Here is a 26,726-nt window from a genome sequence, read left to right as displayed (position 1 = left end):
ATGTTATCAGCGATTACAAGACCTAAAGTGAAACAGTTTATGAGCGACTATCAATTCGACGTCCTTGTCATAGGCGGCGGTATCACCGGGGCAGGGATTGCACTGGATGCAGTGACACGCGGCTTATCGGTGGCGCTAATTGAGATGCAGGATTTTGCAGCAGGAACCTCCAGCCGGTCGACAAAGCTTGTTCATGGCGGCTTGCGCTATTTGAAGCAGCTCGAACTGAAAATTGTTGCCGAAACAGGACGGGAACGTGATATTGTCTACCAAAATGCGCAACATGTAACTGTTCCTGAGAGGATGCTTCTGCCGTTTCACAAAGGAGGCACGTTTGGAAAATATACAACTTCTGCGGGGTTATTTGCGTATGACATGCTAGCTGGTGTGAAAAAAGATGAACGCCGTGAAATGCTGACAGCCGGAGAAACATTAGAAATGGAACCACTGCTAAAACGTGATGGGCTACTTGGCGGAGGCCACTATGTCGAATACCGCACAGACGATGCGCGGCTGACGATTGAAACGATGAAAAAAGCTGTGGAAAAAGGCGCGCTTTGCTTGAATTATGTAAAAGCGGAAGACTTTATCTATGAAGAAGGAAGAGTGACGGGGGCCATCGTTAAGGATATGCATCACGGAGATACGTTCCGTATTCATGCCTTGGCCATCGTAAATGCAACCGGTCCATGGGTAGATGAAGTACGCGGGAAAGACGAGCTTTCCAATTCAAAAAGATTACGCCTGACGAAAGGCGTTCATATCGTTATCGACCGTTCGATTTTCCCGCTTCGTCAAGCGGTTTATTTCGATGCACCGGACAAAAGAATGATTTTCGCTATTCCGCGAGGGGAAAAGGCGTACATCGGTACGACAGATACGTTTTTTGATGGAGAGAAATCATCACCGCTCGCAACGGAAGAAGATATTACTTATCTCCTGAGTACGGTGCGCCATATGTTTCCAACCACGGTTGTTACTCGACAAGATGTTGAATCGACATGGGCTGGTGTCCGACCGCTGATTTATGAAGATGGCAAAGACCCGTCCGAAATTTCGAGAAAAGACGAAATCTGGGAAGCGGGCAGCGGTCTTATCACAATTGCAGGAGGAAAACTGACTGGCTACCGTAAAATGGCGGAAACCGTCGTTGACTTGGTTGTCAAAAGGCTGGCATTGCATTCAACCGATCCATGTATTACAGAACATCTTCCATTATCAGGCGGTGATTTCGGCGGTATCCAAAAGTTTGAGTTGTTCATTGAGAGCAAAGCGAATGAAGCGGAGTTATTCGGACTAACGAAAGAAGAAGGAAGACGACTTGCCAGTTTCTACGGAACGAATGTCGATACTGTTTTCATCTATGCTCACGCGCTTGAAACCGCTGATTCGGATATACCGATTACATTGAAAGCAGAAGTTTTCTATTCGGTTCATCATGAAATGACGCTTACCCCGTCAGACTTTTTCATCAGAAGGAAGGGTGCTCTTTATTTTGACATCCATTATGTAGAACTCGTCAAAGGAAAAGTGACAAATTATATGGCGAAACTGCTTGGTTATAACCAAGTAGAAAAAATGCGTCATTTACAAGAACTGGACCGCCATATTGCCGAAGCAAAAGTGAAGGATGGTGCACCCCGATGAGAGAAGCGACACTTGAAATGTCAGATGGTTTTTTAGTCCATGCTATCGTGATGAAACCTGCAGGCAAACCGGTCGGACATATCCATCTGCTTCACGGTATGGCCGAACATATTGCCAGATATGAAGAATTTGCAGAATATCTCGTGGGGAAAGGATATATCGTATCCGGTCATGATCATCGAGGACATGGTAAGACTGCTAAAATGAATGGAATAAAAGGTCATTTTGCAGATGAAAACGGCTTTGATCGTGTTGTTCAAGATGCTTATGAAGTCATCTCGAACCTGCGGGGACAATATCCATCCCCGCGTTTTATTCTGTTCGGTCACAGTATGGGATCATTCGTTGCTCGGAGGTATGTTCAACTCCATGGCAGTGAAGTGGACTCGGCGATATTTTCAGGGACAGGCGGAGATCCTGGAGCCAGCCGTTTTGCAGGACAGGCAGTTGCTTATTTGCGTGGCAAGAAAAACGGTCTTGACCAGCCAGATAATTTCTTGAATAAGCTCGTTTTCGGAGGTTTCAATAAATCAGTAGATAAGCCAAAAACACCTTTTGATTGGCTATCCACGGATACTGAAGCTGTCGAGAAGTACATTGTGGATCCTGCTTGCGGAATAGTCCCGACAACGCAGTTTTTTGCAGATTTATTCAAAGGGCTTGGGGAAATCCACGCCACAGATGAAATAAATAAGATCCCGAAAGAACTTCCTCTTTTCCTCTTTTCAGGGAGCGAAGACCCGGTGGGGGACAATGGAAAAGGGGTTTGGAGTGTAGCAAAGCAATATGATAACGCGGGTATAGAAGACGTTACGTTATTTTTATTCGAAGGCGGCAGGCACGAAATGCTCCATGAAAAAAAACGTCAACATGTGTTCAAAGCCGTTTATGACTGGATTGAAAAAAATGAGAAATTATCCTGAAGTGATTGCAATAGTTGGACCGACAGCGTCGGGCAAGACGGCTTTAAGTATCGAACTCGCCAAAAAAATAGGCGGGGAAATCATTAATGGTGATGCGATGCAAGTATACAAAGGGCTTAATATTGGGACGGCAAAAATTACGAAAGAGGAAATGGATGGCATTCCGCATCATTTATTCGATGTAAAAGTACCGGATGAATCTTTTTCCGTCGCCGAATACCAAAGCGAAGTGCGCAAATGGATTACCGATATACGAGATCGTGGAAAAATACCAATCATCGTAGGGGGTACAGGATTATACATTCAATCTGTACTGTTCGATTTTCGTTTTACAGAAGAAGCGGCGGATCTTGAAGTAAGAACTCGATTAGAGCGGGAACTGGCTGAAGAAGGTGCCGCTTTCCTTTATGCAAAACTTGTTGAAATCGACCCCACGGGTGCAGAAAAAATTCATCCAAACAACCATCGCCGGCTTGTACGGGCACTGGAAATCATTGAAGTGACAGGTAAGACAAAAGGTGACCACGAAGACGGGGCAGGACGTGTACCGCTTTATGAGCATCACATCATCGGACTTGAAATGGACCGTGATCTCCTCTATGAACGAATCGGTCAACGTGTCGATTTAATGATGGAAAAAGGCCTTCTGGAAGAAGCGAATCGATTATGGGAGGAAGGAATTCGCGGAGTACAATCTGTCCAAGCAATTGGTTATAAGGAAATTCATCAATACATCGAAAAAAAATTGCTACTAGATGAAGCCGTTGAATTGATCAAGAAAAATACACGCAATTATGCTAAACGGCAAATGACCTACTTCCGTAATAAACTAGATATCTCCTGGTTCAATGCAGAATTGGGTACAGATGAAATTGTAAAGGGAATTTTGGCAATCTTGAAGGATTTTGATCATGCGGGTCGAATAAAGTAAGTGGGCAAGAGAAATATGTTATGACAACTGGAGGACTTGGCGTATGAAACAAGGAAGCATGCAAGAAATCTTTTTAAACTCGTTACGTAAGAATAATACATTTGTAACGGTATTCTTACTGAATGGATTTCAATTGAAAGGACTTATTAAATCGTATGATAATTATACCGTCCTGCTTGAATCAGACGGCAAGCAACAACTGATTTATAAACATGCGATTTCCACATATGTCCCATCGAAACCGGTTATATTAAAAGATGAAACGGTGTAAACAAAAGCGGAACAGGGAGTAAAAACCCCGTTCCGCTTTTATTTACGTTTAGACGCCAGCACCTAGAGGCACGGAGGCCCACATGATGTGGGTCACGCAGCCATTGCCGCAGGACGCGGCGTACTTAGGCTGTGTTCCTTTGTAACAGGCGCTTCCGCTTTGTTTAAAGATAAGAAAATATAAGTTTTTCAACCTGGAGCAGTGTCTAGCTCCAGCGCCTAGCCCCTCGGGACATAAGCAATCCAGCTATGTGGCAAAGACCGCCACGTCGCTGGATCGACTTATGCCTGTCGGGTCTACCAAGGCGCTTGCGCTTTTCTTATTAATGAATTTTTCCGTTAGGCAGTTTCCATTGGAAAACAAGCGAGAAAATGCGAAGACCGGCTGTCATCACGAGTAACGCATAAAGTGCCAGATCACTCTTAAATAGCCCGAGGCCGACTATAAGACCGGCGAGTGCAGCCCACACTGCGTAGATGTCCCGTTTGAAGACGAGTGGCTTCCTTCCTGCGAGCAAGTCACGGATGACACCACCGCCAGCTCCTGTTAAAACTGCTGCAACCATAACTGCATAAAGTGACATGTTCAGTGATATGGCTAGCATGGCGCCTTGAATGGCGAATGCAGCCAATCCGATTGCATCAAAGTAATTACCCCATCTATTCCAATGTGAAAGAAGATACCTAGAAAAAAAGAAAATAATGGTTATCAAAATACTTGCTACAAAAAATAAGAATTGCTGATCCCATAATACAGAGACAGGCACACCTATTAAAACATTACGAACTGCACCACCGCCAAAAGCAGTGACCATACCCAATATATAAACGCCAAAAATATCATATTCCTCTTCCATCGCAACAATTGCGCCCGAGATAGCGAATGCTGCCGTACCGATAAAACTAAAAACATCCCAAGCCACTTCATTTCCTCCATTCAATATACCCTTAAGAATTCTAACAGATAACAATTAATAATCAATGACAAAAACCTTGTAAACGTTGACCTCTACGGACAGACTGATAAGATAATGAAGTGACTATTTAAAGAAATGAGGAATACCCATTATGCTTACTGAACAAGACGACCTCTTATTCGAGGATGCGGAAGCAATCGAAGAGAAATTGGCACCATTTTTTAAAGGAATCGAAAAAACTGCTTTTTACAATCAACGGAAAGTGCTTGCTGCGTTCCGTAAAAATACGGTGAGCGATTTTCATCTGACAGGCTCAACAGGTTATGGCTATGATGACGCGGGTCGAGATGTATTGGAACAAGTATATGCTGACGTTTTTGGAGCGGAGGATTGCCTTGTGCGCAATCAAATCATATCCGGAACACACGCAATCTCCATCAGCCTTTTCGGTATTCTAAGACCGGGTGATGAACTGCTCTATATAACAGGGAAACCTTATGATACATTGGATTCCATTGTATCGGGAAAAGGGAAGGATACAGGTTCGCTACATGATTACGGCATTACTTATAAACATATTGATTTGAATGAAGATGGGACAGTTAATTTTGAAGAAGTCGTGAAAAACATGCACGATAAAACGAAAATAGTAGCCATTCAGCGCTCGAAAGGTTACTCCGATCGGCCGTCTTTCATGGTGGATGAAATCGGTGAAATGGTCCTTCAAGTGAAAGCTGTCAATCCGGATGTTGTCGTTTTTGTCGACAATTGCTATGGTGAATTTGTTGAAGAGAAAGAGCCGACCGAAGTCGGTGCTGATCTGATGGCGGGCTCGCTGATTAAAAATCCAGGCGGCGGTCTTGCAAGAACAGGCGGTTATATTGCAGGCCGTGCCGATCTCGTTGAAAAATGTGCGTACCGCATGACCTCTCCAGGCCTTGGCGCAGAAGCAGGAGCATCCCTTGATACACTACGGGAGATGTACCAGGGATTTTTCCTGGCCCCTCATGTTGTCAGCCAAGCTGTAAAAGGTGCGCTATTCACAGCCGCACTCCTTGAAAGTTTCGGGCTCGATACATCCCCGCATTTCACGGAAAAAAGAACAGATCTAATTCAGACCGTCTCATTCAAGAATGCGGACCAAATGATTGCATTCTGTCGATCCATTCAAGAAAACTCGCCCATCAATGCGCACTACGCCCCCGAACCGTCGTATATGCCAGGCTACACAGACGATGTCATCATGGCAGCAGGGACTTTCATCCAAGGTTCCAGCATCGAGCTGACTGCAGACGGCCCAATCAGACCGCCTTACACTGCGTATGTCCAAGGAGGCTTAACATACGAGCATGTAAAAGTGGCTGTATTATCTTCTATAGGTAAACTTGTTCGTGAGAACTTAATCGGCAAATAAAGTTGACTAGTAGATATGGCTAAGACGAAGGGTAAGCTGGAACCCGTCAAGGCAAAGCCTGGCACGGTCATATTAATTCCCCAAATAAAAAAGGGTTGTTTCCTTCGAAGGAAACAGCCCTTTTGCATACTATAAATTAATGAATCATGCGATAAACGCCGACTACTTTACCAAGAATAGAAACGTTATCCAAAATGATAGGATCCATTGAAGCATTCTCAGGTTGCAGGCGGAAATAATCTTTTTCCTTAAAGAAGCGTTTGACTGTAGCTTCGTCTTCATCAGTCATCGCAACAACAATCTCCCCGTTATTTGCTGTCTGTTGCTGTTTGACGACAACGTAGTCTCCATTGAGAATTCCGGCTTCAATCATACTGTTTCCTACTATTTCAAGCATGAACAGCTTGTCCTCTGAAGTACCGAAGGATTCAGGAAGGGGGAAATACTCCTCGATATTTTCAATAGCTGTGATGGGCAGTCCAGCCGTAACTTTACCGACAAGAGGCACGTGAAGAACACCTGGCTTTAATGTTTCCAAACCTTCCGGATCGAGTACTTCGATTGCTCTTGGTTTTGTCGGATCTCTTCGAATGAAGCCTTTGCTTTCCAAACGAGCTAGATGGCCGTGAACAGTTGAGCTTGATGCAAGACCGACAGCCTCGCCAATTTCTCTTACGGATGGTGGATAACCTTTTTGTTTCACTTCTGATTTAATGAAAGACAAAATATCTTCTTGTCTCTTCGAAATCTTTTTCATCCCATTCACCTCTCACCTTATATTCTGCTAATTTCCGAAAGTCGTGAAATAGGTCACCGACAATCTAGACTTTTCAATAGATTCATTATATCAGCCCTCTATAGAAATGGCAAACACAGGTTCTAATAAGTGTTGACATTTCATTTTGTATTTCCTATAATAGGAACAGGTATTCCGAACAGACATTCGCAAGGGGGAATTATAATGACTTTTATTAAAAAAAATAACTATGTTCTGCTTATTATCGTTTTATGTATAGGTTTCGCAATCATAGGTGCAAATAAATATGGACAAGAGCAGGCAATTACAACAATCACCATTACAGAAGGAGATACCCTTTGGGACCTCGCATATCTTCATTCCGAAAATGTGCCTGCAGATAAGTGGATCAAAGAGGTAATGAGCTTAAATGACCTATCATCTGCTACTATTAAAAAAGGGGAAGATTTGCTTCTGCCTGTTGTACGAACCGTTGAAAAAAATAAAACACAATTGGCTGGTGTTAATCGATGACTGGACAGCATGAAAAATGTGTCATCTACTGCCGGGTGAGCACTGAAAAAGAAACACAGGAAATGTCGCTGACGAGACAGGAAGAAGAACTAGTGGACTTGGCAGCTGAACTTGGTCTTGACCATGTTGCAACATTTAAAGATAAGCATAGCGGTTTTGATATCGACCGTGAAGGGCTTCTAAGTCTTCTGGATTACATTCGTGATGAAGAGGTCGATGCGGTTCTGATCCAAGATGAGACACGACTTGGACGGGGAAATGCACGGATGGCAGTGTTGCATCTACTGGCAAAAACAGACACTGCGATTTATTCGCATAATGACAGCGGGCCAATAGCGCTTAATGAAATGGATACAATGCTACTCGAAATTCTAGCCATCGTTGAAGAATATCAGCGTAAATTACACAATGCAAAAATCAAACGGGGCATGAAACGTGCGGTAAGAGAAGGATATCGACCGGAACGCAATTTGAAGAATAGAGGCAATGCAGAAGGCCGTGAGCGAATTGAAGTGCCGATAGGTGAAATTGTTTCGTTGAGAGAAAAAGGGCTGACTTACGAAGAAATTACAGGGGTTCTGAAAGGGCTCGGGCATGATATCAGCAAAGCTACGGTACATCGCAGGTATAAAGAATATGAGGTTGAGCAGGAAGGCTGATTCATTGCACTTTCTGCTCTTTTTGTATACGTTAATAACACAAAACTAAATGGAGGAAATAATATGCTATCAGCTGATAAAATCAAACGAATTAATGAACTTTCAAAAAAATCGAAGACGGCGGGTCTATCTATCGAAGAGGCAAAAGAACAGACCCAATTACGGAAAGAGTATCTTGAGACATTCCGCTCATCAATGCGAGACACGATTGAGAATGTTAAAGTGGTTGATCCTGAAGGCAATGATGTGACACCAGACAAAGTGAAAGACGCCCGTAACGGTAAATACCTAAACTGACCTTTGCATTCGCGGCGCTGATTGTCTAAACTAGGATATGTAGATAAATAGACAACACGGGAAAGGATGTACACAATGACTCAACAGATTGACCAACTAGCCATTAACACTATCCGTACACTCTCAATTGATGCAATCGAAAAAGCGAATTCCGGACATCCGGGATTGCCGATGGGCGCTGCTCCAATGGCCTATACACTTTGGACAAAGCATATGCACCATAACCCTTCGAATCCGCAATGGTTTAACCGCGATCGCTTTGTCCTCTCAGCGGGACACGGTTCGATGCTTCTATACAGCCTGCTTCATCTTGGAGGCTACGGTCTTCCTATGGAGGAAATCAAGAACTTTAGACAATGGGACTCCAAAACTCCTGGGCATCCAGAATATGGCCATACAGTCGGCGTTGAAGCTACGACTGGCCCACTCGGACAAGGTATTGGTATGGCAGTCGGAATGGCAATGGCGGAAAAACACCTTGCAGCGACGTACAACCAACCAAGTTTTGACGTAGTCGATCATTATACGTACGCACTTTGCGGCGATGGTGATCTTATGGAGGGTGTTGCAGCCGAAGCGATTTCACTTGCAGGGCATCTGCAGTTGAATAAACTGATTGTCCTGTACGATAGTAACGACATCTCACTCGATGGTGAACTTGACATGTCTTTCTCCGAAAATATCTGTAAACGCTTTGAGTCATATGGCTGGAACTATATCCGTGTTGAGGACGGCAATAACATTGGCCTCGTTTCGACAGCAATTGAAGAAGCGAAAGGCAATGTCGGAGGGCCAACGATGATCGAAGTTAAAACGGTCATTGGTTATGGTTCACCAAACCGCTCCGGAAAATCGGATGCACACGGCATGCCGCTTGGCGAAGATGAAATGAAACTCACAAAAGAATATTATGAATGGACACTAGATGAAGATTTCCATGTTCCTGAAGGTGTCTATGAAACATTCCAAGAAGCGGCTGAGAAGTTAGGCGCGCAAAAAGAACAGGAATGGAACGCATTATTTAAAAAATACGAAACGACACATGCGGATCTTGCGAAGCAATTGAAAGATGCGATTGACCGCAAATTGCCGGAAGGCTTCGAGAAATCATTGCCGACGTATGAAGCGGGTTCATCACACGCGACACGTTCTGCATCCGGCGACGCCATCAATGCAATTGCTAAACAGCTTCCATCATTCTTCGGCGGAAGTGCGGATCTTGCAGGTTCCAACAAAACGACGATCAAAGGATCAGGGGATTTCCTTCCTGCAAATTATGCCGGTCGGAATATTTGGTTCGGTGTACGTGAATTCGCAATGGGAACCGCGTTAAATGGAATGACTTTGCATGGTGGTTTACATGTATTCGGCGGAACGTTCTTCGTATTCAGTGACTACGTGCGTCCTGCAATCCGTCTTTCATCCCTTATGGGTATACCGGTCACATACGTATTCACACATGACAGCGTAGCCGTCGGTGAAGACGGCCCTACACATGAACCGGTTGAACATCTTGCTTCACTCCGTGCAATGCCGGGTCTTTCGGTTATTCGACCAGCAGATGCGAACGAAACTGCCGCTGCCTGGAACATTGCCGTGTCATCGAAGAATGCGCCGACTGCGCTAGTATTATCTCGTCAAAACTTGACTGTCCTTCCGAAATCAGCAGAGCTTGCAATGGAAGGCGTCAAAAAAGGTGCTTACACCGTTTCACCTGCTAATAAAGAACAAGCAGATGCAATTTTGATTGCAACTGGTTCTGAAGTAAGTCTTGCAGTTGCGGCACAAGCGAAATTGCTGGCTGAAGGAATCGATGTATCTGTCGTTTCTATGCCATCATGGGATCTGTTTGAGAAACAAGACGACGCATACAAACAAAGTGTATTGCCGAAAGATGTGAAAAAACGTCTTGGTATCGAAATGGGTGTGTCATTTGGTTGGCATAAATACATTGGTGATGAAGGTGCGATGATTGCAATCGACACGTTCGGAGCGAGTGCACCTGGAGATACTGTCATTAAAGAATTCGGCTTTACAGAAGAAAATGTCCTTGCTACGGTAAAAATGTTAATCAATAACTAAAAATGAAGCAGCTCTGTTTGCCTAAGATTCTTTGGCAAATGGAGCTGCTTTTTTGAAGGTTTTAACGGAATCTTTAGTTATCCGTATTTTCCGACAATAATAGTGTTCGTCCATTCCGCAATGTGACATCCTTTTTAAATCAACTAATGTAGGCTTATTACTAGGGGGTGGCGATTTTGCGATCATACGGAATTTATAAAGTGAAAGAAGCGTACCAGCCATTCGTCATTGGACGTGAACGGCTCTTGTATGACCTATTAAAAGAGGATGAGCAACAGAATGATTGTATGCTTGAAGTCCATTACTTATGTGACAAACTTGAAGAGAAAATGATTGATGAAGCCATTATTGCAAACTTAGGTGAAGGATTCACATCGATTGAATCCAGAAACGGGGAATACAAACTGACGCATCCCGTCAAAGGATCCATTCTTATTTCGCTATCATCATATTCACTTAATGTATATTGCGATGGATCCCGTATGCTGGACTTGGATTTGTTTGTTGCGTTGTCAGGCGCAGCTGATCGTTTCTTCGCTGTCATGGACGGTCACGGGGAATGGGGATGGCTTAAACCTGTCAAAACGACTGACTTTCGTGCATATGAAGAAGCTGCATATCTATAAAAACAAAAATCAGATACACAGACAAAAGGACCCGACTTGTATAAAAGGGTCTATTTGTCTGTCCAAATAGTAGCAAGTATAATTCCATATTATGTGATGATTAGAATATTTAATTACGGTCCATTGCTATTCACTAGTACAATGTTGTATAATTCATCATGGTTGAGTAAAATCGAATAACTGAAGTAGAGGAGGTATAGCGGATGACTACAGTATGGTGGATCGTTTTGATCATCGTCGCGCTATTAGCAGGTGTGGCCCTCGGATTTTTCATTGCACGTCAATATATGATGAAATATTTGAAAGATAACCCGCCGATTAATGAAGACATGTTACGTATGATGATGATGCAAATGGGACAAAAACCCTCACAAAAGAAAATTAATCAAATGATGGCACAAATGAACAAAGTGAGTGACAAAAAAGATAAAAAGACTAAAAAGTAATTAAAAGCAATCCAGTCATCATATAGTTTGTAAAAGAGTAGTGAAAAGACAACCTGCAATGTATTGTACATAGGTTAATCTTTCTGCCAACTAATTAGTAAACCACTTTTTCTGTTGAAGTTTTGACAGGAAAGGTGGTTTTTTGTTGTTTGTAAGTTACTGGGTCTTGGATTGAGGATGAGTTACCAGATGGCGAGGGGGGATGGGGCGGTCGCGAGGCTGATATGATCGGTTGTTGAGGAGATATGGGCGGTCGCGGGGTTGATATGATCGGTTGTTGAGGGGATATGGGCGGTCGTGCAGCTAATACGATCGGTTGGTGAGGATTTATGATCGGTCGTGATACAAACGTCTGGCAAATGAATAGAAAAAACATCCATTCAGCTCCCTGAATGGATGTTTTCTTAGTCTCTGAAACCGAATCGCCCTAGAAACTCCTGTACTGTCTTTTCGTATTGCATCGGATTGTCATTGAACGATTTGGCGTGGGTACCCTTTTGAAAGAGCTTCAGCATTTTGTCACCTTGTTTTGCTGCGTACAATTCTTCCGTCATATAGGGAAGGATGAAATCATCTTCCATACTATGGATGAAAAGAACAGGTTTCACAATGTTTTTAACTACTTCACGCGGTGAGACCAAGTTCAGCGTATAACCGTCACGCATTTTAAGAAAAACGTTGGCAATACGCAGAGCCATGGATGAGCGTATAGGAGTATTTTTTCTTAAAATATGAAGAATCTGTTCGGAAAAGTCCGAAAATGGACAATCGACGATATGGAAATTTGCTTCATCTTTAAATGTACCCGCATACAAAATTGTTGTTGCAGCACCCATTGATTCGCCATGGATGCCAAGCAAAGCTCTTTTTCCAATCCGTTGCCGCACGGCATGGACAATCGCCTGCAAGTCATTTTTTTCATAATACCCGAAACTCGTTGTCTTTCCGCCTGAGTCCCCGTGCCGTCGATGATCATAGACGACAGAGTTAAAACCAAGCCGTTCGAAAAGACGAGCATATTTCATTGAATTAATCTTATTTTCGGTTACACCGTGACAAATGATCACGGTTTTCGCCGTTTCAAGTGGTTTCAGAAATATCGCCCTCAATAAATAACCGTTTGGTGACTTAATCCACATATCATCTTTGCGCACTGTTTCATACCAATGTTCATCAAATCGTTTTGAAATTATTTCTCGTTCTAAAATAAAATTGGAATCCTTCAACTTCAAAAACATCAGCCTATTCGTGGAGACAATTCCAAAAATGGCCAGTAACGCAGTGAATGTACTAGAAATCACACCGGTTATATAAAGAACGCGCCGTTTCAACCCACTCAACTCCTTTTACAGTTGATCGTTCTCAAACAATCTGTACATTCCTGTGTCAATTGGCCGCGACACATGCGGCGCAATCACTTGGACTGCTTCACAAACTTTTTTCACATCAACGCCTGTTTCGATGCCAAGCGCATCGAGCATGTTGACTACATCTTCAGTCGCAACATTGCCCGTTGCACCAGGAGCGAAGGGGCACCCACCTAAGCCGCCCGCAGATGTATCAAATCGGTCAATGCCTGCTTGTAGCGAAGCAAAAATATTTGCTATCGCCATTTTGCGTGTATCGTGGAAATGAGCTGTTAATAGGACGTCAGGTAGTTCTTTCTTCAATGTCTTAAACAACTCATAACTTTCACGCGGATTCGCTTTCCCAATCGTATCCGCTACACTTAGCTCATCGGCTCCCATAGCGACAAATCGTTTACAAAGTGCTACGACATCCTCTATCTCTATCTTCCCTTCATACGGACAATAAAACGCAGTGGAGATGCAAGCCCGGATAAAAATGCCATCTATTTTCAGTTTCGCAAAGACGGGCTCAAGCGCGTCGATGCTTTCAGCGGTTGTTCGGTTAATATTTTTAGTGTTAAATGTATTGCTTACCCCGACGAACACGGCAATACTGCGTGCACCCGCTTCAATTGCAAGCTCGGCGCCTTTTTCATTTGGTGCAAGGACGAATTGCCTGCCGACTTTCTTTGTCTTTTCTACAATTGTTTTTGCATCCGCCATTTGCGGCACCCATTTTGGAGATACAAACGAAGTCAGCTCCATTTCCTGAATGCCTGCCCCTTGTAAAGCTTCAATAAATGCCAGCTTGTCGTTTTCATCGACATGCTTCTTTTCGTTTTGCAGTCCATCGCGCGGACCAACCTCGATAATTGTAACGTTGTTTGGTAAAATGAACATATCATCCCTCCTCTAGTATATTGTAATGAAGGGATGCATATACAGGCAACTTAAATAAGGGAATAGGGGGAAAAGAAATGTCGAATGAAGTCGTCATCATCAGTGCAGTTCGTTCTGCAATCGGGTCGTTCCTTGGTTCGTTGAAAGATATACCTGCAACTGATCTCGGAGCAACGGTCATAAAAGAAGCTCTCAAACGCGCTGGGGTAGCGCCGGAGAGCGTCGACGAAGTAATCATGGGGAATGTATTGCAAGCAGGGCTCGGTCAAAATCCGGCTCGGCAAGCTGCGATGAAAGCGGGACTTCCTGAAACTGTTCCTGCTCTGACCATCAACAAAGTATGCGGTTCTGGATTAAAGGCTGTCCATCTTGCCCGCCAGGCAATCCTTGCAGGAGATGCAGATATTATTGTTGCAGGCGGAATGGAAAATATGAGCCAAGCACCTTACTTACTGAAAAATGGCCGTGAAGGCTTTAAAATGGGTGACCAAAAAATAATCGATAGTATGATTTCAGACGGTCTATGGTGTGCATTTAATGATTATCATATGGGGACCACGGCTGAAAATCTATGTGACCGTTACGAAATAACTCGCGAAGAACAAGATGGATTTTCAGCAAAATCACAACAGAAAGCGGCGGCAGCAATTGAAGCCGGCACTTTCGCAGAGGAAATCGTTGCAATTGAGATTCCACAGCGCAAAGGCGATCCACTCATATTCAATCAAGACGAATATGTCAAAGCAGGAACGACTGCTGACAAGCTTGGAAAACTGCGACCGGCTTTCAAAAAGGATGGAAGCGTAACTGCAGGAAATGCATCAGGCATTAACGATGGTGCAGCTGCATTTGTTATTATGTCAAAAGAAAAAGCTGACGAGCTTGGCTTAACGCCACTCGCTACAATTGCCGCGAATGGGAATGCAGGCGTCGATCCGTCCGTTATGGGACTGGGTCCTGTGCAAGCGGTTAAAAAAGCACTGACTAAAGCAAATATGCAACTAGCCGAAATTGATTTAATTGAAGCGAACGAAGCATTCGCCGCACAATCAATCGCGGTAGGAAAAGAACTTGAATTTGATGAATCAAAACTGAATGTCAATGGCGGTGCAATTGCACTTGGCCATCCGATCGGGGCGAGTGGGGCGCGTATCTTGGTTACACTTCTTCACGAAATGAAACGTCGTGATGTAAAGTCGGGTCTTGCCACACTGTGTATTGGCGGGGGACAGGGTGTCGCAACCATCGTTACACGACCATGAACGAAAGCAGGTGAAAAAAATGGCGAAAAAACGTAAACAAACTGCACCACAGCCGAAAAAGAGAGACAATGGGACATCGGTATTTTCCGATGCACTTGATGATGATATTCTTGAAAAATTGAAAGCGGCGAAAAAAGCATTATCAGCCGCGGAAGAAACGAAAGAAGAGGAGCGTCAAGAGCAACTTCGCCTTGAGCGGAAAGAACGTGAGAAGAACAAAAGCTTTGGAGAACTACTCAAAGAGTATGGAGATACTGGATCCAAGTTCTAATAGGTGCACCGGCTGCAAGTTGGCCGGTGCTTTTCTAGGTGCTCCCATTCCTAAATAATCCAACGAGCGCGACAGAGTGACCGACCATCATTTCATTTCTTCGCCATTTGCTCTTGTGCCATTCTCACCATTTCTTTTACCATATTGCCGCCAATTGGTCCACCGATTTTCCCCGCTTGTTCCGACGTCAGTTTTCCGTTATATTCTTTAGAAAATGGAATGCCAAGTTCCTCTGCGATTTCGAATTTAACGTCATCAGGTGCAGATTTATCTACATTGTACCCTTGTGCATGCATGACATCTGCCTTTAGTCTATCCAACGCTGGTCGTGCATCAGGCACTAAAATTCTATTCTTGCTAGCCATTTTATCTCCTCCTTCAAACAGTAGTGTTCCCAGAAATCGAAAAATCACAACCGCAAATTGATGAAATGCCAACCGTCATAAAATTGAATTCAGCTTGTTCCTTCACAAGCAGCCAAATTTTCTTCCTTTCATTTTTCACTAAATAGGTTGATAATAAACTAAATAAATCAGTGTGAGATGTAATAAAGGAGAAAATAATGTTTTTTATAAGCAAACTTAAGAAACCTATCGGGACTACTGGCGTTTCTTACGTTGTAATCGCCTTATTGACTGCAATTGCTAGTGAAATTAAAGTGATTCCTTTTAACGGTGAGAATTTTCGATTCGGATTAGGGAGCATTGCATTTTTTTTACTTATTCTTATTCGTCCTTCAATTCCCTTGATTCGGACGGGTTTCATCACCGGACTAACTGTCGTTTGTTTTCGCCTAATTAGCGATCTTACGAATGAGCATATTTCTTTTTTTGCAAGTTTACAAAACCATTTTCCTGCTTTCTTGTATTATTTACTATTTGCAATCGGATTTAGCATTATTAAGATAGAATCCTACAAAGCGTCTCCGTTGTTTTTAGGGGCATGGGCTTTCTTATTCGAATTCATTGGAAATGGTGCAGAGCATCTTATGCGCTACTTATTATCAACGCATGTAGATTTAGGTATGCAGGAGTGGGCATTAGTAGGTGGAATGGCATTATTCCGCAGTTTTTTTGTTGTTGGTCTTTATAGCATGATCACGGTCTCTGAACAAAAGAAACAGGTGCAAGAGATGCTTGGCGTGGGGGCAGACCTCTATGCGGAAAGTCTTTATCTGCAAAAATCATTGGATCATATTGAACAGATTACAGCAGCAAGCCATGAGTTGTATCGAAAATTGAAAAAGGAAAACCTACAAGAGTTAAGCGTGCAAGCATTGCTTATCACACAAGAAATACACGAAGTGAAAAAAGACACACAGCGGATTCTTTCAGGAATTTCCAGTATATCGACAGAAAAAAGGAATAACGTTCGCTTGCTTTCCGAAGTGCTCAGTTTGGTCGTTACAGCAAATGAAAAATATAGTGTTTTGTTAAGAAAAAAAATCACTTTCCATTTATCTCTTTCTGTTGATTTCGAAACGACTCAACAAATTCCGCTTCTTGCTCTTTTGAATAACCTTACTGCAAACGCTGTTGAGTCAATTGAGCAAAAAGGCGAAATTGAATTAACGATATTTGAAGAAATGGCGCATACCTGTTTCATACTAAAGGATACGGGAGAAGGCATTCAGGAAGAGGATTTGCCAATCATATTTGAAGCGGGTTATACGACGAAATTTAATAATCACGGCGTTGCCGCAACAGGAATAGGCTTGTCTCATGTGCAACATATTATTCAGACGCTTGAAGGCCGAATCCAAGTTGAGTCTTCAGGTGAAGAGACGTTTTTCCGAATCCAAATTCCAACAAAGAAGCTTAGAAAGTGAGTTGAATGAAGTTGCAGTATTTTATTGTAGATGACGATACAGCCAGTCGGAAAATGTTGTCGAAAATTATTACGGAAGGCGAACTTGGCGTCGTAATTGGTGAGGCGGAAAGCGGAGTGAAGTCTCTCCCGCTCATACATTCCACAAATCCCGATTTTGTCTTGATTGATTTATTAATGCCTGAACTAGACGGAATTGAAACGATGGAACAATTAAGAACGCAAGGATTCCAAGGCCAATTTATAATGATTTCACAAATTGTGAATAAGGAAATGGTAGGGGAAGCCTACGGCAAAGGTGTGGAGTTCTTTATACATAAACCAATTAATCGTGTTGAAGTGCAAAGTATCCTAAAGAAAATGGTAGAACAATCGCGTCTAAAAAATTCTTTATTAGCTATCCGGGAATCACTGGCTCATATTGGCTCAACCACCGTATTACCTAAGAAGCAAACTATTAAAGAATGTGTTTTTTCACTGTTAAATGAGTTAGGGATCATCAGTGAACCTGGGAGTAAGGATATGGTTTTGATGATGGAGTTTTTAATGAACCGAAAAGAGACAGGGAGTCAATTGCCTTCCTTAAAAGATCTTTACGAGGCTGTAGCTAGTTCATATAAAACAGACGATAAGGATATAAAGAAGGAATGCAAGTCGATTGAACAGCGAATCCGCAGAACGATACTGACAGCAGTCACGAATTTTGCTTCGTTAGGAACAATGGATTACATGAATCCAAAGTTTGAATATTTTGCACCGCGCTATTTTGAATTTGAGGAAATTCGGCGACGGATGAAAGAGATTGATGAAAACACCAATGAACCGACAAAAGTGAAGATTAATATAAAAAAATTCCTTCAAGTGTTATACCTCGACACCGCCGAAAAGTACAATCAACCTTGATCTTTAAAACTTCGTTCAATAATAAGAGACGGGGTTTAAATCAATTACTGTGAAGGTTCTAAATAATTGATTGAGGGAAATTGTCGGATTTTGTTGGATTTCGTAATGCCCACTTATAATTGCTTACATGTTCTAAAAAACGAATGAGTAAGCGTTTTCATTTTTGAAAAGAGGTGGGTAAATGAAGAAATTTAAATTTACATTAGCGTATCAAATTCTACTTGGGTTGATCTTAGGGATTACGATCGGGGCAATATTCTTTGGAAACCCGGCGGTTGAAACATATTTGCAGCCAATCGGGGATATGTTCATCCGGATGATTAAAATGATTGTTGTACCTATTATTATTTCAACCTTAATCGTCGGAGTCGCGGGTACAGGCGATTTAAAACAATTAGGTAAGTTAGGTGGAAAAACACTTCTTTACTTTGAAATCGTTACAACAGTTGCGATTATTGTTGGTTTACTGGCAGCGAATCTATTTAAACCTGGTGTAGGTTTGGATATGTCCACAATGGAAAAAGGGGATATTTCGCAATACGTACAAACAACTGAAGAAGTATCCAATAATGGCTTTATGGATATAATTGTGAACATTGTTCCAAGCAATATTATTCAAGCGATGGCTGAGGGCGACATGCTCGCAATTATTTTCTTCTCTGTCCTGTTTGGTTTGGGTGTTGCGGCAATTGGTAAAAGAGGGGAGCCAATACTGGCCTTCTTCCAGGGAACTGCCGATGCGATGTTCTGGGTAACGAATCTTATTATGAAGTTTGCACCATTTGGTGTGTTTGCACTAATAGGGGTAACCGTTTCAAAATTTGGGTTGGAGTCGTTGATACCACTGGGGAAATTACTCGTCCTAGTGTACGCAGTCATGGCATTCTTTATCGTAGTGGTTTTAGGAGCTATTGCGAAAATGTGTGGGACAAGCGTTTTCCACCTTATCAAAGTATTGAAAGATGAACTACTTTTGGCATACTCGACGTCAAGTTCAGAAACGGTATTGCCAAAAGTAATGGAGAAGATGGAGAAATTCGGATGCCCGAAAGACATCGTATCCTTTGTCATTCCTACAGGTTATTCATTTAACTTGGATGGGTCTACACTTTATCAAGCGCTTGCAGCGATCTTCATCGCGCAAATGTACGGAATCGAATTAAGCATTATGCAACAAATTACATTGATGGTCGTGTTGATGGTTACATCTAAAGGGATTGCCGGTGTACCGGGCGTTTCTTTTGTCGTACTACTGGCGACACTTGGAACTGTAGGGATTCCGCTTGAAGGACTTGCTTTCATCGCAGGAATCGACAGAATTCTAGATATGGCAAGAACAGTTGTCAATGTAATCGGCAACTCATTGGCAGTCGTTGTGATGTCTAAGTGGGAAGGTCGATTTGATGGTGCGAAGGAGAAAGAATATCTTGCGGAAATTGGTAAACCTAGCGTGAGCGTATAAAAAATCGTTACCCCTTGGTAAGCGACTTTGCCCAGTTGATATAAGGGATTCATTTGTTCAATATATAGCACGAAAAAAGCATGACCCTCAGTAGAGGATCATGCTTTTTCCATTCCCCGATAAAAAGGGGGTGCACTCGGAAAATTTGATGGTTTTTTCAATTACGCAAACTGTTCTTTCTGACGATTATTAGTTAAACACTCGTCAGTGCAGTTTGATTGGGCTGACCAAAGTGACGATACAGTCGCAAGATGTTTGACACGCGATCTGTTTTTAAGTCAGTCTTCAAGTTGCACTTTTACAAAAAACTTAACGCTTACTGCTTGGTTACCACATCGAGATTTGAACCTGTGAACACGGTCCTTGACAAGTGTACCGATCGTCAGCAAAGCAAATTTTCCGCCAAGGCTGTGCATTTCATCCTCAGAATCGCCTGTAGGTTACTCGTCTATCAGGTTCATCTTTCGGTAGTTCCGCCTTGTGTTCTATGTATACCCGTAGTGAATGAGGATAAACCTCATTAAAACGAAAGTTTATTAAATAATCGCGAGAACTCGATTGCCTAGTAAAAAAGGAGGGGAGAACTGGTTATAAACCTCTGATTGGAAAAGGTGATTCGACGGTTTTATACACCCATTGTAATATAAGTATCAGCAGTGCATTTGAATTGACTTGCTTTTTTATAAGAGTAGCATTACTTGTATAGTAAATAATGCTGATAAAGGAGTCGAATCAAATGGATTTTAAAAATATTACTGTTGCAGGAAGCGGTGTATTAGGAAGTCAAATTGCTTTCCAAACCGCATTTCACGGTTACAATGTAACTGTTTATGATATTAATGAAGAAGCGCTCGTAAAAGCCGAAGAACGTCTGGCAAGTTTAAAAGAGGTTTATGCGAATTTCTTTAAAGATGCAGAAAAAGCTGAGAAAACACTTGGACGCTTTACATTTAGTGCAAATTTAGCCGAAGCTGTTAAGGATGCGGATTTGGTTATTGAAGCAATACCTGAAATCGTAGCTATTAAAAAGAGTTTTTATGAAGAACTTGCAAAAGTCGCGCCCGAGAAAGCGATTTTTGCGTCGAACTCTTCGACGATGGTGCCAAGTCAATTTGCTGATTATACAGGGCGTCCTGAAAAATTCTTAGCACTTCACTTCGCCAATGAAGTTTGGGAAAAGAATACAGCTGAAATAATGGGACATGCGGGCACAGATGAAAGCATCGCCCAACAAGTCATCGAGTTCGCGAAATCGATTGGAATGATTCCTCTTCATGTCAAAAAAGAACAACCCGGTTATATTTTAAACTCTCTTTTAGTGCCTTTTTTGAGTGCGGGACAAGGATTATGGGCAACAGGTGTGGCTGACCCGGAAACCATCGATAAAACGTGGATGATTGCTACAGGAGCACCAATGGGACCTTTTGCTATTTTAGATGTTGTCGGTATTCAAACTGCATACAATATTGTTTTAGCACAAGCGCAAGCAGATCCTACTAAACAACCGCTTGCTGATATGCTAAAATCACAATTCCTCGATCAAGGGAAGACAGGGCAAGGAACGGGTGAAGGCTTTTATAAATATCCGAATCCTCGTTACTTGGATGCAGATTTTTTAAAGGCTTAATCGGTAATAAACAGGAAGGAGCTAGCCATTAAGTAGGGCAGCTCCTTATTTTTTTGTCTGCACTTAACGGTTGTTTAATTCGCTAGGTACTGCATTATGGCGCTCATTGCGGTCAAGTGTCGCAATCTTATTTAGATCCGCGTTACTTAATTCAAAGTCAAATACGTTTAAGTTTTCGTCCATTCGTGAAGGATTCACAGTTTTAGGAATGGCAACGACATCTGATTGAATATGCCAGCGCAGAATGACTTGGGCTGGTGTTTTGCCGTAGTGATTTGCAATTTCCTGAATTACAGGATCTTGTAAAACCTTGGTACCGTTCATTAATGGGCTGTATGCTTCAAATAGAATGCCCTGTTCTTTACAAAACTCCTTGAGTTCTATTTGCTGTAAATAGGGGTGACACTCTACTTGGTTCACAGTTGGCATTATTTCGCATTCAGTTATGATTCGTTGTAAATGCTCGATATCAAAGTTGCAGACTCCTATTGCCTTTGCACGGCCATCTTTATAAATCGTTTCTAATGCCTTGTATGATTCAACATACGTATCATACATAGGTGTGGGCCAATGAATTAAATAAAGATCGACATAATCGAGAGCTAGTTTTTCAAGACTTTCATCGAATGCTTTTAGTGTATTTTCATAGCCTTGATCAGCATTCCAAAGTTTGGTTGTAATGAATAGTTCCTCTCGTGGCACATTGCTCGTGGCAAGTGCTTTTCCGACGCCAACTTCATTGCGATAAATTTTTGCGGTATCAATCAAACGATAGCCAGCTTCCAGTGCTTGTTCCACTGCAGTTTTTGCTTCCTCATCAGGGATTTTCCACACACCGTAGCCAAGTTGTGGGATATCGAGTCCGTTGTTTAGTGTTTTAAATTGCATAAGATCGCTTCCTTTCTTTGCTATTCTATTAGTTTATCATAGGTTTTAGAAAATTGAATTTTTTGAGGTGTGCATGAGGTGAAAATATCTCAAGGTAGTAAGCTTACAACCTTAAGACGCAACAAAACTTGGACAATGGTTCCTGTTTTGAAAAGTTATAAAAAAATGGTTTATGCCACCAAAGATCTTTGCTACTATCTGCTAAGGTCTTTTTAACTTGTTCGAAGAAGTGCATTGGAATAAAAACGATTGAATTTGTAACGTTATGGAAATTGAAGCCTCATTAGCTGTTCGGATATGACACCTGTCATCATCATTTTCTTACACCTGTGAATATGCGATGGACTTCCTGACAGCTACAATGAAGACAACAACTTAAGCTGGAGGGAGATTACTATGGGAACGCATCGTAATAGAATAAGATTATTGGACATTTTACGCGGTTTTGCAGTATTAGGAACGCTCGGAACAAATATTTGGATATTTGCCCATCTAGGTGATTTAGGGGCGATTACCACTTTGGACTTTGCAGGGAGATCGGAGACCGATGACTTAATCCGTATGTTTGTTTTATTTTTAGTGAATGGAAAGTTATTAGGTTTGCTAACGATCATGTTTGGCGTTGGTGTCGAATTGAAGTATCGGCAAGCTTTGCGAAATGGAAAAGCGTGGCCAGGTGTTTATCTTTGGACATCCGCCTTTCTCATTGCGGAAGGGTTCCTGCATTTTGTATTTGTCATGGAATACGATATTTTAATGAGCTACGGAGTGACAGCCGTCATTGTCGCTTTCGTTATAAAAGGTGGAAATCGTTCGATTAGCAGGGCAATGTGGGGATTTGGAGGCTTTCACGTTGTTGTCATTCTGTCGGTTCTACTACTTGGCTTGCTTGGCGCAAATATGTCGCTCGGGAGCTTCCAAGAAGTAACTGCCTTGTATCAAAACGGGTCATGGTTCCAACAAGTCGACTATCGCCTGTCCAATTTTCTCTTACTCAGGGCGGAAGCCATCTTTATTATCCCGATGAATATTTTCCTCTTCTTGTTGGGAGTTCGGATGATGCGCGCAGAGGTTTTTTCGCCTACTGAAAAGGGGCGACATCAGCGGAGTAAACTGTTGAAATTAGGTATTTTCATTGGAATCCCTTTGAATCTTTTTATTTTCATTCCGGGCGGTGTTTTTGATATGCCGGTTCGTTATCTGTTTGCCCCTTTGATGGCACTTGGCTATGTCGCTATTATTTCGAAAATGGTAGAATGGAAGAAATGGGACGGCTTTTGGCAACTCTTTGAAAATGCTGGAAAGATGTCGCTAAGCTGCTATGTCATGCAAAATATTATCGCTTCGGTTTTATTCTATAGTTGGGGATTTGGGTTGGGGGGGAAATTAAGTGCGTTGCAAATCATTGGGATTTGGTTATGCATTTCAATGATTCAACTTCTATTTGCTTCGGTCTGGCACAGGTATTTTGCATTCGGACCAATGGAAACAATCCGCAGGCGGGTTCTTGGGACGCTTTCAATGAGATGAAAAGGGGGAAGGCGATATGAACGTGAAGATTTACCCGAAAGAACAAATGAAACATTATTTGATCGTCGATGCAATTTCTCTGGTCTTCCTGTTTTTTATCGTTCTTGAAACAGAAACTGTCTTAGGAATGCCTTTGCGCCTAGCTTTGTTAGCTATCTTTCTCTTCACGTTCTATATTGGTTTATGGTATCGGGACGGGAGATTGCTGCTAGCTGTGTTAGTAGGCCTTGCTATCCTCACTGTCCTTGGGGTACTCATTAAACCAGCTGTACTACTGTTCGGATTCAGTTTTGCGGATTTCTTGGGAAGAGCAACTAGTCACTGGCACCGCGGAATAGGCATAGCGGCGATTGGTGCCATGTTCCTAATCGTTTTTTTCACGACATTCGATATGGGATTCGGATGGGAGCATTCGGTCCTTTTGCCCATCATGATTCTGCAAATGGGTTTCCCTCTGTTGATTTACATTCAGGATAAAAATATGCATTTGAAGGATGAATTGCTCGTAGCCAATCATCAGCTTGAGCAACAGTCCATCGAGGAACAGGAGAGGCATCGCATTGCAAGAGATCTCCATGATACATTAGGGCAAACATTAACGATGATTAAACTAAAAAGCGAGCTAAGCGCCAAATGGATTGATCGTGATGTGGAACAGGCCAAAAGAGAGTTAGTGGATATTTTATCATCGTCAAGAATCGCATTGAAACAAGTGAGAGAGCTAGTCTCTGAAATGAAATTCATTCCGTTGAATAAAGAAGTTGAGCAGCTGCGGCATATACTGACGCAAGCTGGAATTGATGCGACGGTAGAAGTAGAGGAAGCGCCTTCCCTTCTTTCTAGCGTAGAAGAAACGATGCTTAGCCTTTCATTGCGCGAAGCGGTAACGAACGTTATTAAGCATAGCGAGGCTACCCATTGTCTGATTAAGCTACGTGTGGAAAGTGATACATACCATGTTCAAGTCGTTGATAACGGAATCGGTTTACAGCAGATGAAAAACGGAATGGGTACGCAAACGATGAAAGAACGGATGCAGGCGATACTTGGAAGTGTCACTGTGGAAGATTATGTGCCAGGTGGTACTAGCGTTTCGCTTCGTCTACCAGTAAGTCATCATGAAAGGAGAGTCCTGGAATGATTCGAATACTCATTGCGGAAGACCAACAGATGGTTCGTAGCGCTTTCACTTCTTTATTACAGTTCGAACAGGATATCGATGTGATTGCTGCCGTATCCGATGGGAAAATAGCTTATGACTCAATCAGGCAACTTGTCCCTGACGTATGTATCTTAGACATTGAAATGCCAAATCTGAGTGGTTTAGAAGTTGCCCGAAAAGTCCGTGAAGACCGGCTGCCTTGTAAAATCATTATTGTTACGACATTCGCCCGTCCAGGCTATCTGCAAAAAGCGATGGATGTGCAAGTGGAAGGCTATTTGTTGAAAGATGAACCGATTGACTACCTTATCCAATCAATCCGCCGGGTAATGAAGGGAGAAAGGGTCATCAGTACAGATCTGTCGGCAATCCTATTCATGCAGGAGAAGAACCCACTTAGCGAAAGGGAGGCAGATGTACTGCGTTTGACGAAAGATGGGCTGACAACGGACGATATTAGCAAAACACTGTTCTTGACGAAAGGAACAGTACGGAACTACGTCTCATCAGCCATTCAGAAGTTGGAAGCGGAATCCAGGTCAGAAGCGGTGCAGATTGCGTTGGAAAAAGGTTGGATTGAGTAGTTGGCCTATTTCTTTGCAAACATGTTTTCCGAATCGGACCTTTCAATTGAGCAGGAGTAAAGATAATGGAGGTACGCTACGCATTATGATTCAAGCAGCGCAGACATACTGGAATGCGTATTGAAAGAACCAAGCTAGACCACAGTCAGTGAGTGTGTGGCAATTCGGGATTGAACCTGATTACTTTGCACAATTAGGCGTGGATGGAATTCACGGATGATATGTTACTCGTTTGCAAACGTTTTAAAGTGATTGATGTGAAAAATGGGGGAGATAAAAATTACTTATTTAAAAACTTAATTGACCCTTACCTGTGCATGATACAATAAATTCATACACGTGATAATCAATCATCCCTTCTGATTATTTCTTGAAATTAAAATAACTGATTTCCTCAAAAGCGCTTTAATCTTTCAAAATCTTTAACGGTATAAATTTGTACTTTCTTGACGTCACCCCATTGGTAAACTCATTGGCAACGAGTGGTTCATTCTTATGGCAGTAATCATTACCATCGTGAAGAAAAAATAAATTTCATCAAGCTGTATCCTTTTTCGAATGAATTGTCTATATAAAGAGTGAAGGTAGCGTTCGTCTAGGCAAAAGACGCTCAGGTCACAAGTCAATCCTGCTGTGCGGCAAAAAGCGTCGCTTCGCATGCTTGCCTTGTGCCTGTCGCATCTAAACAGGCGCCCTGCGTTTTTGTACTTCATTTGAGGAGGATTCGTGATGAATTTATTAATTAAAGAGTCGCCACTTCCAGTGCTTCCGTCGCTAGCAGTGGAAGTGGGATTAAACGCGGCTGTTTTACTTCAGCAACTGCATTTTAAATTGCTCATCTCGCCAAATGTGCGGGATGGGCATAAGTGGGTTTACAAAACATATGAAGAGTGGAAAAACGAAGAGTTCCCGTTTTGGTCTGTTATACAAAGCTGCAAGGGCAGTCGGTGCAACTTGCGCCTTCGATGACGGCAGAATCACCCCAAGAGGAAGTGCAGATTGCCCCCTCTACAGAGGGCAAAATGCCCCTAGCAATAACCAAAGAGGTTAAGAGTATTAAAAAAAACCTTGTCGAGAACGATCTCGACGTTGTATCTGTCATTGAGTATTTAAATGATATAGCAAACAAGCAATTCAAAGCTTCCTCGAAGGCGACAGCACGATTGGTGAAGGGGCGTTTCTCTGAAGGGTACACAGTGGCGGATTGCAAAAAGGCCATTGACACGAAAGCGAAGAACTGGCTGGATGATCCACATTGGCAGAAGTATTTACGTCCTTCCACATTATTCAATGCGACGAATTTTGAAAACTATTTGGAAGAATCGAGGGCAGTGACTTGCCAGAAAGCAGTTCACCAAAGCCACTCGAATTAGACTTTAGCAAAGGGGAGGCGTAACGGATGGCGTGTCAGGAGCAGATTGAAAAAAGTGTGTTAGGAACGATGTTGGCGGAGAATTATTTAATGATCGATAATAAAGT

At 42.5% G+C, this 26,726-nt stretch carries 28 protein-coding genes; 22 read left to right on the top strand and 6 right to left on the bottom strand.

Annotated elements, in window-relative coordinates; translation table 11 throughout:
- From MKZ11_RS21180 to hfq, 4 genes are read left to right on the top strand one after another with little or no spacing between them, the layout of a single operon-like run.
- Nucleotides 1-1,647, top strand: a complete 1,647-nt coding sequence (locus MKZ11_RS21180) for a glycerol-3-phosphate dehydrogenase/oxidase (RefSeq protein ID WP_340796327.1) — start codon at nucleotides 1-3, stop codon at nucleotides 1,645-1,647.
- Complete coding sequence (locus MKZ11_RS21175) at nucleotides 1,644-2,570, top strand: alpha/beta hydrolase (protein WP_340796326.1); 927 nt, start codon at nucleotides 1,644-1,646, stop codon at nucleotides 2,568-2,570. The genes MKZ11_RS21180 and MKZ11_RS21175 overlap by 4 nt, the downstream gene beginning before the upstream one ends.
- Entirely contained in the window at nucleotides 2,536-3,501 is a 966-nt protein-coding gene (miaA, locus tag MKZ11_RS21170) for a tRNA (adenosine(37)-N6)-dimethylallyltransferase MiaA (protein ID WP_340796325.1), read from the top strand. Before MKZ11_RS21175 ends, miaA begins: the two co-directional genes overlap by 35 nt.
- A gap of 43 nt (nucleotides 3,502-3,544) precedes the next feature.
- The gene (hfq, locus tag MKZ11_RS21165) at nucleotides 3,545-3,772 is read left to right on the top strand and encodes an RNA chaperone Hfq (protein WP_340796324.1); all 228 of its coding nucleotides are present in this window, start codon (nucleotides 3,545-3,547) and stop codon (nucleotides 3,770-3,772) included.
- 322 nt (nucleotides 3,773-4,094) lie between these two features.
- Here hfq and MKZ11_RS21160 read toward each other — a convergent pair whose 3' ends face one another.
- The gene (locus tag MKZ11_RS21160; protein ID WP_340796323.1) at nucleotides 4,095-4,694 is read right to left on the bottom strand and encodes a trimeric intracellular cation channel family protein; all 600 of its coding nucleotides are present in this window, start codon (nucleotides 4,692-4,694) and stop codon (nucleotides 4,095-4,097) included.
- Between the two features lie 145 nt (nucleotides 4,695-4,839).
- On the opposite strand from MKZ11_RS21160, the gene MKZ11_RS21155 reads away from it, so the two are divergent.
- The gene (locus tag MKZ11_RS21155; RefSeq protein WP_340796322.1) at nucleotides 4,840-6,102 is read left to right on the top strand and encodes a methionine gamma-lyase family protein; all 1,263 of its coding nucleotides are present in this window, start codon (nucleotides 4,840-4,842) and stop codon (nucleotides 6,100-6,102) included.
- Nucleotides 6,103-6,238: 136 nt separating this feature from the next.
- Here the strand turns inward: MKZ11_RS21155 and lexA are convergent, their stop codons facing one another.
- The gene (lexA, locus tag MKZ11_RS21150) at nucleotides 6,239-6,859 is read right to left on the bottom strand and encodes a transcriptional repressor LexA (RefSeq protein ID WP_340796321.1); all 621 of its coding nucleotides are present in this window, start codon (nucleotides 6,857-6,859) and stop codon (nucleotides 6,239-6,241) included.
- Between the two features lie 204 nt (nucleotides 6,860-7,063).
- Here lexA and yneA point away from each other — a divergent pair, with 204 nt between their 5' ends.
- From yneA to MKZ11_RS21120, 6 genes are all read left to right on the top strand, one after another.
- Nucleotides 7,064-7,372, top strand: a complete 309-nt coding sequence (yneA, locus tag MKZ11_RS21145; protein WP_340796320.1) for a cell division suppressor protein YneA — start codon at nucleotides 7,064-7,066, stop codon at nucleotides 7,370-7,372.
- Nucleotides 7,369-8,031 carry a YneB family resolvase-like protein gene (locus MKZ11_RS21140; RefSeq protein WP_340796319.1) on the top strand — a complete coding sequence of 221 codons (663 nt, stop codon included), beginning with the start codon at nucleotides 7,369-7,371 and terminating at the stop codon, nucleotides 8,029-8,031. Before yneA ends, MKZ11_RS21140 begins: the two co-directional genes overlap by 4 nt.
- A gap of 63 nt (nucleotides 8,032-8,094) precedes the next feature.
- Nucleotides 8,095-8,328 carry a DUF896 domain-containing protein gene (locus MKZ11_RS21135; RefSeq protein WP_340796318.1) on the top strand — a complete coding sequence of 78 codons (234 nt, stop codon included), beginning with the start codon at nucleotides 8,095-8,097 and terminating at the stop codon, nucleotides 8,326-8,328.
- Between the two features lie 75 nt (nucleotides 8,329-8,403).
- Nucleotides 8,404-10,410, top strand: a complete 2,007-nt coding sequence (tkt, locus tag MKZ11_RS21130; RefSeq protein ID WP_340796317.1) for a transketolase — start codon at nucleotides 8,404-8,406, stop codon at nucleotides 10,408-10,410.
- A 176-nt stretch (nucleotides 10,411-10,586) separates the two neighbouring features.
- Nucleotides 10,587-11,036 carry a sporulation inhibitor of replication protein SirA gene (sirA, locus tag MKZ11_RS21125; protein ID WP_340796316.1) on the top strand — a complete coding sequence of 150 codons (450 nt, stop codon included), beginning with the start codon at nucleotides 10,587-10,589 and terminating at the stop codon, nucleotides 11,034-11,036.
- Nucleotides 11,037-11,239: 203 nt separating this feature from the next.
- A complete protein-coding gene (locus tag MKZ11_RS21120) occupies nucleotides 11,240-11,482 on the top strand; it encodes a YneF family protein (RefSeq protein ID WP_340796315.1) in 243 nt (80 codons plus the stop codon).
- Between the two features lie 404 nt (nucleotides 11,483-11,886).
- Here MKZ11_RS21120 and MKZ11_RS21115 read toward each other — a convergent pair whose 3' ends face one another.
- Both MKZ11_RS21115 and MKZ11_RS21110 read right to left on the bottom strand, forming a co-directional pair.
- Complete coding sequence (locus tag MKZ11_RS21115; RefSeq protein ID WP_340796314.1) at nucleotides 11,887-12,813, bottom strand: alpha/beta hydrolase; 927 nt, start codon at nucleotides 12,811-12,813, stop codon at nucleotides 11,887-11,889.
- Nucleotides 12,814-12,828: 15 nt separating this feature from the next.
- Nucleotides 12,829-13,731: a hydroxymethylglutaryl-CoA lyase gene (locus MKZ11_RS21110; RefSeq protein ID WP_340796313.1), complete on the bottom strand. Its 903-nt coding sequence runs from the start codon at nucleotides 13,729-13,731 to the stop codon at nucleotides 12,829-12,831.
- A gap of 77 nt (nucleotides 13,732-13,808) precedes the next feature.
- Here MKZ11_RS21110 and MKZ11_RS21105 point away from each other — a divergent pair, with 77 nt between their 5' ends.
- Together MKZ11_RS21105 and MKZ11_RS21100 are read left to right on the top strand one after the other, a co-directional pair.
- A complete protein-coding gene (locus tag MKZ11_RS21105) occupies nucleotides 13,809-14,993 on the top strand; it encodes an acetyl-CoA C-acetyltransferase (protein ID WP_340796312.1) in 1,185 nt (394 codons plus the stop codon).
- Nucleotides 14,994-15,012: 19 nt separating this feature from the next.
- Nucleotides 15,013-15,264, top strand: coding sequence for a DUF3886 domain-containing protein (locus MKZ11_RS21100; protein ID WP_340796311.1), 252 nt, complete (start codon nucleotides 15,013-15,015; stop codon nucleotides 15,262-15,264).
- A gap of 92 nt (nucleotides 15,265-15,356) precedes the next feature.
- Here MKZ11_RS21100 and MKZ11_RS21095 read toward each other — a convergent pair whose 3' ends face one another.
- Nucleotides 15,357-15,629, bottom strand: coding sequence for an alpha/beta-type small acid-soluble spore protein (locus tag MKZ11_RS21095; protein ID WP_340796310.1), 273 nt, complete (start codon nucleotides 15,627-15,629; stop codon nucleotides 15,357-15,359).
- Between the two features lie 197 nt (nucleotides 15,630-15,826).
- On the opposite strand from MKZ11_RS21095, the gene MKZ11_RS21090 reads away from it, so the two are divergent.
- The 4 genes from MKZ11_RS21090 to MKZ11_RS21075 all read left to right on the top strand — a co-directional run bounded on the left by MKZ11_RS21090 (nucleotide 15,827) and on the right by MKZ11_RS21075 (nucleotide 21,083).
- Nucleotides 15,827-17,092: an ATP-binding protein gene (locus MKZ11_RS21090; RefSeq protein ID WP_340796309.1), complete on the top strand. Its 1,266-nt coding sequence runs from the start codon at nucleotides 15,827-15,829 to the stop codon at nucleotides 17,090-17,092.
- 11 nt (nucleotides 17,093-17,103) lie between these two features.
- On the top strand, nucleotides 17,104-17,994 hold the full coding sequence (locus MKZ11_RS21085) for a response regulator (protein WP_340797077.1): 891 nt from the start codon (nucleotides 17,104-17,106) through the stop codon (nucleotides 17,992-17,994).
- 181 nt (nucleotides 17,995-18,175) lie between these two features.
- Nucleotides 18,176-19,456, top strand: coding sequence for a cation:dicarboxylate symporter family transporter (locus MKZ11_RS21080; RefSeq protein ID WP_340796308.1), 1,281 nt, complete (start codon nucleotides 18,176-18,178; stop codon nucleotides 19,454-19,456).
- A 736-nt stretch (nucleotides 19,457-20,192) separates the two neighbouring features.
- On the top strand, nucleotides 20,193-21,083 hold the full coding sequence (locus tag MKZ11_RS21075; protein WP_340796307.1) for a 3-hydroxyacyl-CoA dehydrogenase: 891 nt from the start codon (nucleotides 20,193-20,195) through the stop codon (nucleotides 21,081-21,083).
- Nucleotides 21,084-21,146: 63 nt separating this feature from the next.
- Here MKZ11_RS21075 and MKZ11_RS21070 read toward each other — a convergent pair whose 3' ends face one another.
- Nucleotides 21,147-21,971, bottom strand: coding sequence for an aldo/keto reductase (locus MKZ11_RS21070; protein ID WP_340796306.1), 825 nt, complete (start codon nucleotides 21,969-21,971; stop codon nucleotides 21,147-21,149).
- A gap of 396 nt (nucleotides 21,972-22,367) precedes the next feature.
- On the opposite strand from MKZ11_RS21070, the gene MKZ11_RS21065 reads away from it, so the two are divergent.
- The 5 genes from MKZ11_RS21065 to MKZ11_RS21045 all read left to right on the top strand — a co-directional run bounded on the left by MKZ11_RS21065 (nucleotide 22,368) and on the right by MKZ11_RS21045 (nucleotide 26,620).
- A complete protein-coding gene (locus MKZ11_RS21065; protein WP_340796305.1) occupies nucleotides 22,368-23,501 on the top strand; it encodes a DUF418 domain-containing protein in 1,134 nt (377 codons plus the stop codon).
- Nucleotides 23,502-23,517: 16 nt separating this feature from the next.
- Nucleotides 23,518-24,642, top strand: a complete 1,125-nt coding sequence (locus MKZ11_RS21060) for a sensor histidine kinase (RefSeq protein WP_340796304.1) — start codon at nucleotides 23,518-23,520, stop codon at nucleotides 24,640-24,642.
- Nucleotides 24,639-25,247 carry a response regulator transcription factor gene (locus MKZ11_RS21055; protein ID WP_340796303.1) on the top strand — a complete coding sequence of 203 codons (609 nt, stop codon included), beginning with the start codon at nucleotides 24,639-24,641 and terminating at the stop codon, nucleotides 25,245-25,247. Before MKZ11_RS21060 ends, MKZ11_RS21055 begins: the two co-directional genes overlap by 4 nt.
- Nucleotides 25,248-25,976: 729 nt before the next feature.
- A complete protein-coding gene (locus tag MKZ11_RS21050; protein WP_340796302.1) occupies nucleotides 25,977-26,216 on the top strand; it encodes a hypothetical protein in 240 nt (79 codons plus the stop codon).
- On the top strand, nucleotides 26,213-26,620 hold the full coding sequence (locus MKZ11_RS21045; RefSeq protein ID WP_340796301.1) for a conserved phage C-terminal domain-containing protein: 408 nt from the start codon (nucleotides 26,213-26,215) through the stop codon (nucleotides 26,618-26,620). The genes MKZ11_RS21050 and MKZ11_RS21045 overlap by 4 nt, the downstream gene beginning before the upstream one ends.
- The last annotated feature ends 106 nt before the right edge of the window (nucleotides 26,621-26,726 follow it).

Origin of the sequence: Sporosarcina sp. FSL K6-1508 (assembly GCF_038007465.1) — a bacterium.
Taxonomy (GTDB): Bacteria; Bacillota; Bacilli; order Bacillales_A; family Planococcaceae; genus Sporosarcina; species Sporosarcina psychrophila_B.
This window is presented reverse-complemented; position numbering and strand designations above follow the sequence as displayed.

Excerpts from the sequence above, each read along its gene's own strand:
- MKZ11_RS21180 (WP_340796327.1), top strand. The coding sequence starts at position 1 with ATGTTATCAGCGATTACAAGACCTAAAGTGAAACAGTTTATGAGCGAC.
- MKZ11_RS21175 (WP_340796326.1), top strand. The coding sequence starts at position 1,644 with ATGAGAGAAGCGACACTTGAAATGTCAGATGGTTTTTTAGTCCATGCT.
- miaA (WP_340796325.1), top strand. The coding sequence starts at position 2,536 with ATGACTGGATTGAAAAAAATGAGAAATTATCCTGAAGTGATTGCAATA.
- hfq (WP_340796324.1), top strand. The coding sequence starts at position 3,545 with ATGAAACAAGGAAGCATGCAAGAAATCTTTTTAAACTCGTTACGTAAG.
- MKZ11_RS21155 (WP_340796322.1), top strand. The coding sequence starts at position 4,840 with ATGCTTACTGAACAAGACGACCTCTTATTCGAGGATGCGGAAGCAATC.
- lexA (WP_340796321.1), bottom strand. The coding sequence starts at position 6,859 with ATGAAAAAGATTTCGAAGAGACAAGAAGATATTTTGTCTTTCATTAAA.
- yneA (WP_340796320.1), top strand. The coding sequence starts at position 7,064 with ATGACTTTTATTAAAAAAAATAACTATGTTCTGCTTATTATCGTTTTA.
- MKZ11_RS21140 (WP_340796319.1), top strand. The coding sequence starts at position 7,369 with ATGACTGGACAGCATGAAAAATGTGTCATCTACTGCCGGGTGAGCACT.
- MKZ11_RS21135 (WP_340796318.1), top strand. The coding sequence starts at position 8,095 with ATGCTATCAGCTGATAAAATCAAACGAATTAATGAACTTTCAAAAAAA.
- tkt (WP_340796317.1), top strand. The coding sequence starts at position 8,404 with ATGACTCAACAGATTGACCAACTAGCCATTAACACTATCCGTACACTC.
- MKZ11_RS21120 (WP_340796315.1), top strand. The coding sequence starts at position 11,240 with ATGACTACAGTATGGTGGATCGTTTTGATCATCGTCGCGCTATTAGCA.
- MKZ11_RS21110 (WP_340796313.1), bottom strand. The coding sequence starts at position 13,731 with ATGTTCATTTTACCAAACAACGTTACAATTATCGAGGTTGGTCCGCGC.
- MKZ11_RS21105 (WP_340796312.1), top strand. The coding sequence starts at position 13,809 with ATGTCGAATGAAGTCGTCATCATCAGTGCAGTTCGTTCTGCAATCGGG.
- MKZ11_RS21100 (WP_340796311.1), top strand. The coding sequence starts at position 15,013 with ATGGCGAAAAAACGTAAACAAACTGCACCACAGCCGAAAAAGAGAGAC.
- MKZ11_RS21095 (WP_340796310.1), bottom strand. The coding sequence starts at position 15,629 with ATGGCTAGCAAGAATAGAATTTTAGTGCCTGATGCACGACCAGCGTTG.
- MKZ11_RS21090 (WP_340796309.1), top strand. The coding sequence starts at position 15,827 with ATGTTTTTTATAAGCAAACTTAAGAAACCTATCGGGACTACTGGCGTT.
- MKZ11_RS21080 (WP_340796308.1), top strand. The coding sequence starts at position 18,176 with ATGAAGAAATTTAAATTTACATTAGCGTATCAAATTCTACTTGGGTTG.
- MKZ11_RS21075 (WP_340796307.1), top strand. The coding sequence starts at position 20,193 with ATGGATTTTAAAAATATTACTGTTGCAGGAAGCGGTGTATTAGGAAGT.
- MKZ11_RS21070 (WP_340796306.1), bottom strand. The coding sequence starts at position 21,971 with ATGCAATTTAAAACACTAAACAACGGACTCGATATCCCACAACTTGGC.
- MKZ11_RS21065 (WP_340796305.1), top strand. The coding sequence starts at position 22,368 with ATGGGAACGCATCGTAATAGAATAAGATTATTGGACATTTTACGCGGT.
- MKZ11_RS21060 (WP_340796304.1), top strand. The coding sequence starts at position 23,518 with ATGAACGTGAAGATTTACCCGAAAGAACAAATGAAACATTATTTGATC.
- MKZ11_RS21055 (WP_340796303.1), top strand. The coding sequence starts at position 24,639 with ATGATTCGAATACTCATTGCGGAAGACCAACAGATGGTTCGTAGCGCT.
- MKZ11_RS21050 (WP_340796302.1), top strand. The coding sequence starts at position 25,977 with ATGAATTTATTAATTAAAGAGTCGCCACTTCCAGTGCTTCCGTCGCTA.
- MKZ11_RS21045 (WP_340796301.1), top strand. The coding sequence starts at position 26,213 with ATGACGGCAGAATCACCCCAAGAGGAAGTGCAGATTGCCCCCTCTACA.